Genomic DNA, 13,080 nt, shown 5'->3' with positions numbered 1-13,080 from the left:
GATTATTCAAAGATCTTCTTAAATGTTTCAAAAGCTTCGTTTAGTTTTGAGATGTCCTGGGCTGACCCTTGAGCCATGTCAGGTCTTCCACCACCTTTTCCTTTAAGAATGGGAGCTATCTCTCTCATAATGTTTCCAGCTTTAAACCTGTCCGTTAAATCTTTTGTTAGTGCGATTAAGAGACTATTTTTCCCATCTTTCTGGGATATTAACATAACGGCTGATGTTCCTGCTTTATTCCTTATTACGTCTGCAATTTCGACAAGTTCTTTACCTGTATATCCGTCAATTCTTGCCGTTACGACTTTTATCCCGTTTATAACCGGTGCTGAAGATACGATTTCATCTATCCCTGCTGTGGCGAGTTTTTTACGCAATCTCTCAATTTCTTTTTCTTTCTCTTTAAGTTCTTCTTTAAGTTTTTCCACTCTTTGGGGTATCTTTTCCTCTTTTGATTGGAGGGTCGCTTTGAGTCTGTTTATGATGTTTCTTTCTTCCCTTTCCTTTTCCCAGGCTTTAAAGCCGGTAACTGCCTCTATACGTCTTGTTCCAGATGATACGGAAGATTCAGAAAGGGTGATAAACATGCCGATATCGCCGCTTCTTTCGACATGCGTTCCGCCGCACAGTTCTACACTTACATCGCCTACGCTTACGACCCTTACAACATCGCCGTACTTTTCACCAAAAAGTGCCATTGCGCCTCTTTCAAGCGCCTTGTCGTATGGCATCTCTTCCGTAACTACGGGAAGGTTGTCTATAATCCAGCTAAAGATGAGTTTTTCTATCTCTTTCAGTTCTTCATCTTTTACCGAGTCAAAGTGTGTAAAGTCAAACCTCAGTCTATCTGGAAGGACAAGAGAACCTGCCTGTTTTACGTGGTTTCCGAGAACTTCCCTTAAAGCTTTATGTAAAAGATGAGTTGCCGTGTGGGCTCTTTTTATGGCTTCCCTGCGTTCTTTATCGACTGCCGCCTTTACAACTTCACCGGTTTTTATATTACCTTTTTCTACTTTTACTTTGTGTCCTATCAAATTTTCGGTTACGTTCTGGGTGTCCAGAACGCGACATTTACAGTTAGAGCTTTCTATGAAACCCGTATCGCCTACCTGGCCACCCTTTTCAGGATAGAATGGGGTTTCCTCAAGAAAAACTATACCCTCTTCGCCTTCTTTCAGTTCATCTGCTAAAGTTTCACCTTTAAGAATGCCGGTTACTTTTGTCGTTGTTTCGAGTTTTTCGTATCCCCTGAATGTGGAAGGATATTTTTCTGAGAGCTCGATTATTTGAGGTGAGACAACTTTTTGAATGCCTCCTTTCCACGCTTTTCTTGCTCTTTCCTTTTGTTCTTTCAGCAGTTTTTCAAATCCTTCAACGTCCGCTTCGAGTCTTTCGTCGTTTGCAACTTCAAGTATTAAATCGAGGGGGAATCCGTATGTGTCATAGAGTCGGAAAATTTCTTCACCGGGAATGGTTCCCGCGCCCTTTTCCTTAATTTTATCAACAACTTCCTGGAGAAGTTCAAGCCCTTTTTCAAGTGTTCTTGAGAACCGTTCTTCCTCTTTTTCTATGATTTGTTTAATAAGGTTTTCGTTTTCAACAATTTCAGGATAAACATCACCCATTATTTCAATAACTGCATTCACCCCTTTAAACAGAAAAGGGCGATTTATCCCGAGGAGTCTTCCGTGTCTTGATGCTCTTCTTATAATTCTTCTTAAGACGTAACCTCTCCCTTCATTTGATGGCAAACATCCATCTGCTATGAGAAAGGTCATTGCCCTTAAATGGTCTGCAATGACTCTCATTGATATGTCGCTCTTCTCCTCTTTTCCGTAAGGGATGTCTGCCATCTCCGAGGCCCACTTGACTATCGGGAAGAGGAGGTCGGTTTCGTAGTTTGAAGGAACGTTTTGTAAAACGGATGCAATTCTTTCAAGTCCCATCCCCGTGTCTATTGAAGGTTTTGCAAGGGGTGTAAGTTTGCCGTTTTCATCCCTTTCATACTGCATGAAGACGAGATTCCATATTTCAAGGAATCTGTCACAGTCGCATTTTCCTATGCCGCAGGTTTCCCCGCAGGCAAACTCTTCTCCTCGGTCGAAGTAGATTTCGCTACACGGTCCGCAGGGTCCTGTATCACCCATTGCCCAGAAGTTGTCTTTTTCACCGAGGCGGTAGATTTTCTGTTCAGGTATTCCTATTACCTTGTTCCATATTTCAAATGCTTCGTCGTCCTTCTCGTAAACGGAAACATACAGTTTTTCTTCTGGTAGTTTAAAAACTTCGGTTACAAGTTCCCAGGCAAATTCTATTGCCTCTCTTTTGAAATAGTCACCAAACGAGAAGTTTCCGAGCATTTCGAAAAATGTGTGATGTCTTCCTGTTCTTCCAACATTTTCAAGGTCATTATGCTTTCCTCCCGCCCTCATACATTTCTGGCAGGAGGTTGCCCTTTTAAAAGGCGGTTTCTCTTTCCCCAAGAAGTAGTCTTTGAACTGCACCATGCCTGCGTTTGTGAATAGCAGGGTTGGGTCGTTTGCAGGTATTAGTGAAGAACTTTTAACTCTTGTGTGTCCTTTGCTTTCAAAGTATGACAGGAAAGCTTCCCTTATTTCTTTACCGGTCATGGTTTCCTCTCTCAAAACTATAGTTGTTCGGGTAAAAATCGGGCTATATTTTACCAGAGATTAGATTGTGGATTTCAGTGTAGGAGAATCCTCTCTGCTGGAGAAAGCGCGTCACTTTTTCTCTTTTTGTATGGAGGTTATCCCCGAATCGCTTTCTCAGGGTTTTTTTAATGAAAGAGTAATCAAATTCTATTTCCATGAGTATTCTGTCTGCAATCTCTTCGGTTATGCCTTTTTGAACCATGTGAAACCGGATTTTTCGTTTTCCCCATCCTTTTTCCATTTTTGATATGGCGTAGTTGAAGCCGACTCTGTAGTCGGAAAGGTAACCGTTTTCTTTTAAATGCTTTATTACTTCTTCAGAATTAACTTCGGGGAAACGCTGCTTTATTTTGAAAAGTATTTCTCTTTCAGTGTAGTCCCTCCGGCTGAGTAGCCGGAGAGCGTAGGTTAAGGCTTTCTTAAATTTTGAGTTCACCTGAAGTGATTCCTTCCATTCTGAGTTTAAGGTCGTCTGGTCTTGTTGCATATTTGAGAGCATCTTCTCTTGTGATAAGTCCGTTTTTCCACAGTTGATAGAGTGATTGGTCAAACGTTTGAGAGCCATAAGTTTCTCTACCTTTTTCGATAAAGTTTGGAATTTCCTCTGTAAGTTCAGGATTTAAGATTCTTTCCTTTATTGCTTCCGTTGTTATCATAACCTCCACGGCGGGAACCCTTCCTTTTCCGTCAGCTTTAGGTAAGAGTCGTTGAGAAATTGTTGCCTTTAGAACAGAGGCAAGCTGATATCTGATTGCCTGTTGGTGATATGGAGGGAAAAAGGAGACGATACGGTAGATGGTTTCTTTGGCATCAAGTGTGTGGAGTGTTGAAAATACGAGGTGTCCGGTTTCTGCTGCGTCAAGAGCAGTTCTAACGGTTTCCGGATCCCTCATTTCACCTACGAGGATAACGTCAGGGTCTTCACGAAGGGCGGCTTTCAGTGCTGAGAAAAAGTCCTCTGCATCAACGCCGACTTCTCTCTGGTAAAAGATGGATTTTATGTCTCTATGAAGATATTCTATAGGGTCTTCTATCGTTATTACGACCCTTGAATCTTTATGGTTAAGTTCATTGAGCATTGCAGCTAAAGTGGTTGATTTACCTGAACCTGTCGTTCCTGTCACGAGAACAAGTCCTCTGTGCTCAAGAGCTATTTTTTTTATTATTTCTGGAAGGTTCAACTCCTCAATAGTGGGAATTTTGGTGGGAATTGCTCTCATAACTATTGCAAAGGTATTTCTCTGCTTGAAAATGTTAACCCTGAACCTTCCGACTCCGGGAATACTGTACGAAGTGTCGTAATTTTTCAGAATAGGTATTTCTTTCTTTTTCTCTATTGGAAGAATTGTCTTTACAAATTCAAATATTTCAGCACCTGTTAAAGGCGGGAAATTCGTTTTCACGAGCTTCCCCTGTATGCGAAATATCGGCACCATTTTCATTCTCAAATGGATGTCTGATGCCCCCAGGGCAAGGGCTTTTTCGAGTATCTCATTCAGAGTTGCCATAGAGCTTCTCCTTTATCTTGGTTTCGATCTCCTCTGCCACTTCCGGATGTTCTTTTAGATATTTTCTTGCATTTTCTTTACCCTGCCCGAGTCTTATGTTGCCGTAGGAGTACCAGGAACCGCTTTTCTTAATGAACCCTAATTTCTCGCCAAGAATAATGAGTTCAGCCCACCTTGAAATGCCTTCCCCGTAGTAGATATCAACAAAAGCCTCTCTAAAAGGTGGAGCCAATTTATTTTTTACTATCTTTACCCGTGCGGAATGGCCGAGCCGTTCGTCATTTTTTCCCTTTATAGCGCCTGCGTTTCTAACTTCTATTCTGAGTGAAGAGTAGAATTTTAGCGCTCTTCCGCCGGTCGTAGTTTCATTGGGTCCGTAATTTGTTCCTCCAATTTTTTCTCTTACCTGATTTATGAAGATTAAGGCGGCGTTACTTTTGTTGGTTGCGGCTGTGAGTTTTCTTAAAGCTTGACTCATGAGCCTTGCCTGTAATCCTACGTGAGAGTCACCCATATCGCCTTTAAGTTCTGCTTCAGGGACAAGAGCGGCAACGGAGTCTATAACTATTACGTCAACGGCACCGCTCCTGACGAGAGTTTCCGCTATTTCAAGGGCCTGCTCTCCGCTATCAGGTTGAGAAATAAGAAGTTCATCAAGGTTTATTCCGAGTTTTTTTGCATATAGAGGGTCAAGAGCATGTTCCGCATCTATGAAAGCAGCAATTCCTCCCTGTTTTTGAGCGTTTGCTATTACGTGAAGTGCAAGGGTTGTTTTTCCGGATGATTCCGGTCCATAGATTTCTGTTATTCTTCCTCTTGGAACACCACCTATACCGGTTGCATAATCTATACTTATGGAGCCGGTGCTTATTGATGGTATTTTTTCGCTTGGTTTTTCACCCAAGAACATTATGGCGCCTTCGCCATAATCTTTCTTAATTTGTTTAAGGGCTTCTTTTAAAACTTTTGCTTTTGCATCTTCCATATTTTTTTACCTCTGAAATCTTATGAGTTTTAATGGTATTTATGTATTGCGTAATATTATAACTTAAATTCTAAGGATTTTTATACTCCTTCCAGAAGTCTTGCGGCCATAATTATTGGCAGGTTTGCCTCTATTATTGCTTTTGCTGCTCCTTTTACATCATATTTGATTCTTTTTAGCCTGAGGGTGTTATCTTGAAGCACTATATATGAAGCAAGAGGCATGCCGTCTCTCGGTTGTCCCACGCTTCCAGGGTTGATCAAATGTTTTCTGGAGTCTATCGTGTAAACTGGAGTTTTGATAATCTCTGCACCGACAGTTGAAAGACGGTATCCTATGGGAATGTGAGTGTGTCCGAAGAAACATACATGAGCGGTGGATTTTAAGAGTACTTCTTCGGCTTCGCCTCTTGTTAAAATATACCGCATGCTCCCCGGGGACAAGGGGTTATCGTGTACAAGGGTTACGTCATCGAAAATTTTTATTACACTCTTAGTAGCAAAGTATTCTATGTAATCTTCTCTTATTACCTGTTTTGTCCATTTCAAACATGCGTTTACATATCTATTTTCTACGGATGCGAGCCCGAGAAGCATTAGTTCGTGGTTGCCCAGTATGTAAGAGGAAACATTTTCAATAACCCATTGGCAGCATTCGTTAGGGAAGGCTCCATAATTTATCGTGTCTCCAAGGCACCATACCTCATCTATTCCCTCTAAATCCATGTCCTTTGCCACGGCTTCGAGGGCGTGCAAATTTGCGTGTATATCAGATATGATTCCTATCTTCATCATGATTAAAATTTTATAACTTATGTTTGACTCGTGAAAGGTGCTTTTTTTCGTAAATGTATTAAATGTTAAAATTTTGTAGATTGGGTGTATATGCAGAACTTTTTTAAAAGAGGTCAATTATGAGAGAGGATTTTGGAACGGTGAGTTCTCTTGGAAAAAAAACTGAATATGTTTTTGATTACAAACCGGAAGTTCTTGAAAAATTTCCCAACAGGTTCCCTAACAACATATACTGGGTCTCTTTCAACTGTCCTGAATTTACAGCACTCTGTCCCATAACAGGTCAACCGGATTTTGCAACTATTTACATTCAGTACATTCCTGATAAGTGGCTTGTAGAAAGTAAATCTTTGAAGCTCTACCTTTTTTCATACAGAAACGCAAAAGATTTCCATGAAGATACCGTAAACAGGATAGCAGAGGACCTTTTCAGGCTACTTGAACCTTATTACATAGAGGTGTACGGTGAGTTTAATCCCCGCGGTGGAATTTCAATAGATCCATTTGTTCAGAAATTTAAGGAGATTGATTGGGTTAAGGAACTTGCTTCAGAGAGATTTAGACTTCACAGAATTAATCCTCCAAGGATATTGCGTAACAGGGGGTAACTTTATGATACTGATTCTTGGTGGAAGTGGTGCCTATTTTTTAGATAAAGAACGTTTTGGTAAGGTGTTGTGGAAGAAGCGGATAGAGACACCCTTTGGACTTTCCAATCCTGTTTATAAAATAAAGTCATTGGCCGGTTTTGAATTTCTCTTTCTCTCCCGCCACGGGGAAAAAGATTACGAGGTTACTGCTCCATTTGTTAATTATCGTGCCAACATCTATGCAGCAAAAGAATGTGGCGCCGAGCGGATCGTTGCCTGGACAGGTCCTGGTTCAATGAGAGAAGAATTTAAGCCGGGTGATTATGTAATTCCAGATGATTTAATAGACTTTACGAAGAAGAGAGATTATACATTTTTTGAAAATAAGGGCCTCGGTTTTGTGAGACAGAATCCTGTTTTCTGCCCCGAGATAAGGGCTGCTCTTAAGGAAGTGCTAACCAAGATGGGTTATGATTTTCATCCTGGCGGGACGTACGTGTGTACTGAGGGTCCACGTCTTGAAACGCCGGCAGAAATAAGGATGTATAGAAAGCTTGGTGGTGATCTTGTAGGTATGACCCTTGTTCCAGAAGTTTTTCTGGCTAAAGAATTAGAGATGTGTTACGGTGCGGTCTGTTATGTTACTAATTATGCGGAGGGAATAAAACCTTATGAGTTTAAAGCAGGAATTCTTTTTGAGGGTATGCTTCCCGAAGAACAGAAGAAGGTAGTTGATGAAGCAGTGAGCCGCTTTCCGGAAATTATGCTTTCTCTTTTGGAAGTTCTATATTCAAAAGACAGGAAGTGTCCCTGTAAGGACACGATGAAGAGGTACAGGATAAAAGGCATGATAGGTGAAGATTGGAAAACCTGGTTTTGATGTTGCGGTTGAGAGGTTTCAATGGATTTTAAAAACAGCTTCAGAGATATACAGTATTCCGTTTTTGTCAACGCTTCAAAAGAAGGAGAAGATTTTACGCCCTATCGACTTACGATTTTAAAGTACACGATTGTTATAGGACTTGTATCGATTCCTTTTGTTGCAGTTTTGCGCAATATATTGCTTGGTCAAACCAAGATAGCACTTTTTTCCGTGGTGGCGGAACTTTTGCTGTTTGTTGCCTATATATTTTTTAAACTTAAGAATTTTGCCTTTTCAAGAGCCTTTGTTATTACGGGCGTTTTTACGATTCTTGTGGGCATACTTGTTCAGGATGTACACTACAACTACATGTGGTTTGCGCTCTTCCCTGCCGTTGCGTTCGTTCTATTCCCTGCCGGTATAGCCCTCGGGGCTTCTATTATTTTTGGAGCTGCCATAGTTTTTATTGAGTTTGTTCTCCACGGCCGTGCTTTCTGGCTAAAGTTTTACTATGTGCAGGAAGTTTTGATTTTCTACTGTTTTATGGTTTTTGGCGGTTATCTTTACTCAAAGATTCTTGAAGAACATGAGTTGATTTTACAAAGACTCGCAACGAAAGATATGCTCACAGGGGCTTATAACAGGTGGAAATTTCTTGAAGATTTTGAGAGTGAGTTTGAAAGGGCAAGGCGTTACAACTATCCCATTTCGCTTATTATGTTTGACATAGACCACTTTAAAAAGGTGAACGACACCTACGGTCACGATGCCGGCGATAGAGTTCTTAAAAAGATAGCTAAAATAGTAAAAGATAGTATAAGAAAGGTAGATACGCTGGTCAGATGGGGCGGAGAAGAGTTTATTATATTTTTACCAAATACAAAAAAAGAAGGTGCGGCTGTTTTAGCGGAAAAAATAAGACAGAATATAGAGAAAGCCAACTTTGATGAGGTAGGAAAGGTTACCGTTAGCTTCGGTGTAGCCCAGCTTGAGAAGAATGACACAATAGATGATTTATTAAAAAAGGTGGATAAAGTGCTTTACAAGGCCAAAAGAGAGGGAAGAAATAGAGTAGAAGTGGCACCTTAAATTTTTCTGCTTTGTACTTGCTAACGATTAAAGAAATTTTTGTTAAAATCTTTTTGTGTTTGTATAGTCGGTAAGGAATCTTAAATGGATTTTTAAGAGTTTTGAGGGGGATTTGAGGAATGAATGTTGCAGGTTTGAAACGGGCTTGTTGTTTGACAGACACAACTGATCTTGAAGGGTTGAGGCAGGCGATATTCTATTATCTCCTGCTGGCAGGCATATTGACTGTACCGGTATTTGGCGCTTTGAGAAACTACATCTTTGGAAAGTACGTTATCGTAGAAGCTTCTCTAATAGCAGAGTTAATACTCCTTTTTGGTTTTTTTCTCTATAAAATAGGAAAGTATGGATATTCAAAGCTTACTTTAATGTTTGCAGTTGCCGTCATACTTTTGGGCGTTATTTTTCAAAATGTTCCGTTTATGTATATGTGGTTCGCCCTTTTCCCGGCCCTTGCTTTTATTCTGTTTCCTTCAGAAACGGCGCTTTTTCTCTCTTTTTTCTTTGGAATAGTTGTTTTTATTGTTGATTTTCTTTTTCGCAGGCAGTTCTCCGGCAATGAGCTCTACTTTCTTCAGGAGATGCTAATATTTTACCTTTTTATGATAGCTGGGGGATTTCTATATGCTAAGGTTATGGAGAAACAGCAATTTCTTTTAAAATGGTTAACATCCAAAGATGAGCTTACCGGAGCAGTTTCTCGTGCACGGTTTCTTGAAAATCTTGAAAAAGAGATTCCCCGGTCAAAAAGGTACGGTATTCCAGTATCATTGATAATGTTTGATATAGATAATTTTAGAGAAGTTAATAAAACCTTTGGTTACGAAGTTGGAAACACTTTTTTAAGACAGATAGTGAAGACAATTGAAAAAAATGTGAGAGGTGCAGATATCATTGTGAGATGGGGTGATGATGAGTTTGTCATTTTTGCGCCCCATACTGATATATACGGGGCCATTAAACTTGCAGAGAAGTTGAAAAGAGTAATGGATGGCATTTTTGCCAAAATAGGTGGTAAAATTACAGTAAGCATGGGTGTTACATCTTTAAAGAATGATGATACTATGGATGAACTTTTGCGGAGACTTGACGAAGCTCTTTATCTTGCTAAGAATCGTGGCGGGAACCGCATAGAGTCGCTTGAGTAAAGGGAGGTTGCAATGAAAGGTTACATGTTGATAGGTGGTGAGAAGATATTTAAAGATAAAGAAATAGAAATACTGTTCCCTTACGATAATTCTGTTGTCGGAACTATTCCTGACGGCGATGAAGAGGATGCGAGAAGAGCTGTTGATGCCGCCATTAAAGGTTTTGAGAAGATGAAAGAACTTACCGCTTACGATAGGTACTCTATTCTTTCGAAGGCGGCAAGGATACTTTCAAACAGGAGTTATGAGATTGCGGAACTTCTTACAAAAGAGGTTGGAAAAACAATAAGAGAGTCAATGGGGGAGGTTGGCAGGGCAGTTAATACTTTGACTCTATCAGCGGAAGAGGCGAAAAGGATAACTGGTGAAGAAGTGAATTTTGATGCAGCACCGGGAATAAGAGGAAAGGTCGGTTTTTACAGGAGAGTTCCTCTTGGTGTTATCGGCTGTATTACACCTTTCAACTTCCCTCTTAACCTTACCTGTCACAAAGTTGGTCCTGCACTTGCTGCAGGTAATAGCGTTGTTATAAAACCTTCCGAGAATACATCTCTTGTTGTTATAAAGCTTGCAGAAATTTTGATAGAAGCAGGATTTCCACCTGAAGCTGTAAATGTGATTACAGGTTACGGTGAGAAAGTTGGTGATGCTCTTGTGAGGGATGAAAGGGTAAGGATGATAACTTTTACGGGAAGCGTTGAAACTGGAAAAATAATAATGTCTCGAGGCGGTTTGAAAAAGTATGCGATGGAGCTTGGTTCAAATGCGGGGGTTTATGTTGACAAAGACCAATTGGTAAGGCTTGATTTTGTATCTGAAAAGATCTGTCGTGGCGGATTTGCCCTTGCAGGTCAGGTCTGTATATCTGTTCAGAGAGTGTTTGTTCATGATTCTCTCTTTGATGATTTTATTAACAGGGCTGTTGAATTTACAAAGACCTTGAAGATTGGTAATCCGCTTGAAGAGACTACCGATATGGGGTCTGTTATAGATGTTCAAGCGGCAGATAGAATAATGGAATGGATTGAAGAGGCAGTATCTGCTGGTGCCAAAGTTGTTTGCGGTGGTAAAAGGCTTTCCGATACAGTTATAGAACCGACTATAGTTATTAATGTTCCTGAGGATGTAAGGTTATTTATCGGTGAGGTTTTCGGTCCGGTTATAGTGGTGAACAGAGTAAAAAGTGTTGATGAGGCGATAGAAAAGGTTAATCTTTCAAGATACGGTCTTCAGGCAGGTATATTTACAGATGATTTAAGGGCGGCGTTTAAGTTTTCTGAAGAAGTTGAAGCTGGCGGAATAATGGTAAATGAAATTCCAACATTTAGGGTTGATCAGATGCCTTACGGTGGGGTAAAAGAGAGCGGAATTGGACGGGAAGGTCCGCTTTTTGCCATTGAAGAGATGACGGAAATAAAGACGATCTGTTTTGATATTAACTTTTGAAGGTTGTTAAGGTGTGGAAGGTGGAATGCCGGTTTTATCTTTTTCTTTCCGGGCGCAGATCTTACACTTTCCAAAGAATGTATGCTGCGCATTTTCTATGATGTGGCCTGGTTCCTCTACGAACTTTCTTGCCATGTCGCATATAGGGATATCGATGTCAAATATTCTACCGCAGTAAGTGCAGACAAAATGGTGATGATATTCAGTCTTGTAGTCATAACGAGACTGTTTGTTAACGACGATTTCACCGATTTTTCCTTCCCTTACCAGTTCTTTCAAAACTCTGTAAACGGTGGCAAGGCTGATGGTTTTAAGTTCTTTCTTTGCTCTCTCGTAAACCTGCTCGGCCGTCGGGTGGTCTTTGGATGACATAACTGTTTGATATATAACAATCTTTTGTTTTGTCTGTCTCTTATTTTTGCGGTTCTCCATAGAGGTATCTCCCGTGGTAAAAATAAGATTTATTATTAATTATAACCTGCTTGCAAATTTTTGTAAAATTGATTTTAGATATAACGGGTAATGATAATTGTCTGGTGTTGATAAAATTCTGTTTTTTTTATAAAATTCCCTTGATAAGGTTTTTGTGTGTATAATGATTAAAACACCTTTTATGAGGGAAATTGGTGAAAAGGGCAGCAGATTACATTAAAGAACTTTCCGGGACAGAAGCTTTTGACGTTGCTATTGTTCTTGGTTCGGGTGTCGAAATAGGGGATGTTTCTTTTGAGATACCTTACAATGAGATTCCTGAAATGCCCGTTCCCTCCGTCCCGGGTCACAGAGGAATCCTTAAGCTGGTTAACATAGGTGTTATTTCTGCTTTGGTTTTTTCAGGGCGGTTTCACTATTATGAGGGAAGGAGCGATGAAGAGATTAGAGCTATTCCCCGCCTGTCCCATCTGCTTGGCTGTAAGTTTTTCATAGCCACGTGTGCTGCGGGGGCTGTTTCGAGACGAGCTGCCGCTTCTCATCTTGTTGTCGTTGAGGATCATATAAACCTTATAGGCAAGAACCCTCTCACAGGATTGATAAAAACGTATGGGAGCGATGTTTTTGTAGATTTAAAGTTTGCCTACGATAGACAGTTTATTGATGCTTTTTTAGACTGTGCTTTTAAGTCTAAAGTGTCTGCTATGAGCGGAGTGCTTGCTGCAATGCATGGACCCAACTATGAGACGTTTGCCGAGATAAGAATGCTTTCAATGTTGGGAGTGGATGTCGTTAGTATGTCAACAGTTCCGGAAATTATTGCGGCGCGGTTTTACGGTATGAAAGTTGGTGCAGTAGCTGTGGTTGCTAATGATGCTTTAAGTGTGAATACAACCCATGAAGAGGTTCTTGAAAACGTCAGGTTAAAAAATGAGGCACTGACAACTACATTAAAGCAGACATTGATAAATTTATACAATTACATATAGATAATTAGCTTGACATGGGTGGTAATTTTTTCTAACATACCTTCCAGAATGTTTGTTTTATGGTGGGATAGGAGGTTTGTACATAGATGGTGGTGGAAAAAGGGGTGAAGTTTACAATAACCTTTCACATAAAAACAAATGTGCATAAGGATGGGTGGAGATGAGGAAAGTACTGTTTTTATCAGCGGCGGTTCTTTTTGCAGCTTCATGTGGTACGGTTCAGACAAAACCTGTTACGGAAAAACCTGTAACGGAAAATAAAACAGAGGAAGAGAAACCCAGGGTAGAGAAAAAGGTTGAAGAGGTTAAGCCAAAGGTAACCGTACCGGAAAAGGAGCTAACGCTTGCCAGGTTCAGTCACAGGGAACACATGGCTGTGATTTCAAAGTACGGATGTTTACCCTGCCATCACTTTAACGTGGAGATGCACGTTCCTGATGTGAAAAGGGCAGAGGTGATCTCTCAGAAATTCTTAAAACCGGGTGTGGCAAGCTGTAGGGCGTGTCATGCCCAGGGAGTGTCTCAATGAGAAGGAAACAAGAAACTTATAGTGTAGGGGGTCTGG

The 13,080-nt window shown here is 40.6% G+C and carries 13 protein-coding genes; 7 read left to right on the top strand and 6 right to left on the bottom strand.

Annotated elements, in window-relative coordinates; genetic code table 11:
• Window positions 1–2: 2 nt before the first annotated feature.
• The 5 genes from alaS to H153_RS0108005 all read right to left on the bottom strand — a co-directional run bounded on the left by alaS (window position 3) and on the right by H153_RS0108005 (window position 5,959).
• Window positions 3–2,630 carry an alanine--tRNA ligase gene (gene alaS, locus H153_RS0108025; protein ID WP_022847609.1) on the bottom strand — a complete coding sequence of 876 codons (2,628 nt, stop codon included), beginning with the start codon at window positions 2,628–2,630 and terminating at the stop codon, window positions 3–5.
• A 43-nt stretch (window positions 2,631–2,673) separates the two neighbouring features.
• Window positions 2,674–3,108, bottom strand: a complete 435-nt coding sequence (locus H153_RS0108020; RefSeq protein ID WP_022847608.1) for a RecX family transcriptional regulator — start codon at window positions 3,106–3,108, stop codon at window positions 2,674–2,676.
• The gene (locus tag H153_RS0108015; RefSeq protein WP_022847607.1) at window positions 3,092–4,180 is read right to left on the bottom strand and encodes a PilT/PilU family type 4a pilus ATPase; all 1,089 of its coding nucleotides are present in this window, start codon (window positions 4,178–4,180) and stop codon (window positions 3,092–3,094) included. Before H153_RS0108015 ends, H153_RS0108020 begins: the two co-directional genes overlap by 17 nt.
• Window positions 4,164–5,165 carry a recombinase RecA gene (recA, locus tag H153_RS09670; RefSeq protein ID WP_022847606.1) on the bottom strand — a complete coding sequence of 334 codons (1,002 nt, stop codon included), beginning with the start codon at window positions 5,163–5,165 and terminating at the stop codon, window positions 4,164–4,166. The genes H153_RS0108015 and recA overlap by 17 nt, the downstream gene beginning before the upstream one ends.
• Window positions 5,166–5,245: 80 nt before the next feature.
• Window positions 5,246–5,959: a metallophosphoesterase family protein gene (locus H153_RS0108005; RefSeq protein WP_231378267.1), complete on the bottom strand. Its 714-nt coding sequence runs from the start codon at window positions 5,957–5,959 to the stop codon at window positions 5,246–5,248.
• A gap of 119 nt (window positions 5,960–6,078) precedes the next feature.
• Here H153_RS0108005 and queF point away from each other — a divergent pair, with 119 nt between their 5' ends.
• The 5 genes from queF (at window position 6,079) to H153_RS0107980 (ending at window position 11,094) form a co-directional block, all read left to right on the top strand.
• The gene (gene queF / locus H153_RS0108000; protein WP_022847604.1) at window positions 6,079–6,567 is read left to right on the top strand and encodes a preQ(1) synthase; all 489 of its coding nucleotides are present in this window, start codon (window positions 6,079–6,081) and stop codon (window positions 6,565–6,567) included.
• Window positions 6,568–6,571: 4 nt separating this feature from the next.
• Window positions 6,572–7,429, top strand: coding sequence for an MTAP family purine nucleoside phosphorylase (locus tag H153_RS0107995; protein ID WP_022847603.1), 858 nt, complete (start codon window positions 6,572–6,574; stop codon window positions 7,427–7,429).
• Between the two features lie 21 nt (window positions 7,430–7,450).
• The gene (locus H153_RS10115) at window positions 7,451–8,500 is read left to right on the top strand and encodes a GGDEF domain-containing protein (RefSeq protein ID WP_022847602.1); all 1,050 of its coding nucleotides are present in this window, start codon (window positions 7,451–7,453) and stop codon (window positions 8,498–8,500) included.
• A gap of 119 nt (window positions 8,501–8,619) precedes the next feature.
• Window positions 8,620–9,648: a GGDEF domain-containing protein gene (locus tag H153_RS10000; protein ID WP_022847601.1), complete on the top strand. Its 1,029-nt coding sequence runs from the start codon at window positions 8,620–8,622 to the stop codon at window positions 9,646–9,648.
• Between the two features lie 12 nt (window positions 9,649–9,660).
• Entirely contained in the window at window positions 9,661–11,094 is a 1,434-nt protein-coding gene (locus H153_RS0107980; protein ID WP_022847600.1) for an aldehyde dehydrogenase family protein, read from the top strand.
• A gap of 6 nt (window positions 11,095–11,100) precedes the next feature.
• Here H153_RS0107980 and H153_RS09660 read toward each other — a convergent pair whose 3' ends face one another.
• Window positions 11,101–11,526 (bottom strand): transcriptional repressor, encoded by a 426-nt coding sequence (locus tag H153_RS09660; protein ID WP_022847599.1) that lies wholly within the window; start codon window positions 11,524–11,526, stop codon window positions 11,101–11,103.
• A 194-nt stretch (window positions 11,527–11,720) separates the two neighbouring features.
• On the opposite strand from H153_RS09660, the gene H153_RS0107970 reads away from it, so the two are divergent.
• Both H153_RS0107970 and H153_RS0107965 read left to right on the top strand, forming a co-directional pair.
• The gene (locus H153_RS0107970) at window positions 11,721–12,515 is read left to right on the top strand and encodes a purine-nucleoside phosphorylase (protein WP_196799803.1); all 795 of its coding nucleotides are present in this window, start codon (window positions 11,721–11,723) and stop codon (window positions 12,513–12,515) included.
• 160 nt (window positions 12,516–12,675) lie between these two features.
• The gene (locus H153_RS0107965) at window positions 12,676–13,044 is read left to right on the top strand and encodes a hypothetical protein (protein ID WP_022847597.1); all 369 of its coding nucleotides are present in this window, start codon (window positions 12,676–12,678) and stop codon (window positions 13,042–13,044) included.
• The last annotated feature ends 36 nt before the right edge of the window (window positions 13,045–13,080 follow it).

It is taken from the genome of Desulfurobacterium sp. TC5-1 (assembly GCF_000421485.1).
Lineage (GTDB): Bacteria > Aquificota > Aquificia > Desulfurobacteriales > Desulfurobacteriaceae > Desulfurobacterium_A.
Note: the sequence above shows the minus strand (reverse complement) of the source record. Positions and strands in the feature narration are given on the sequence as shown.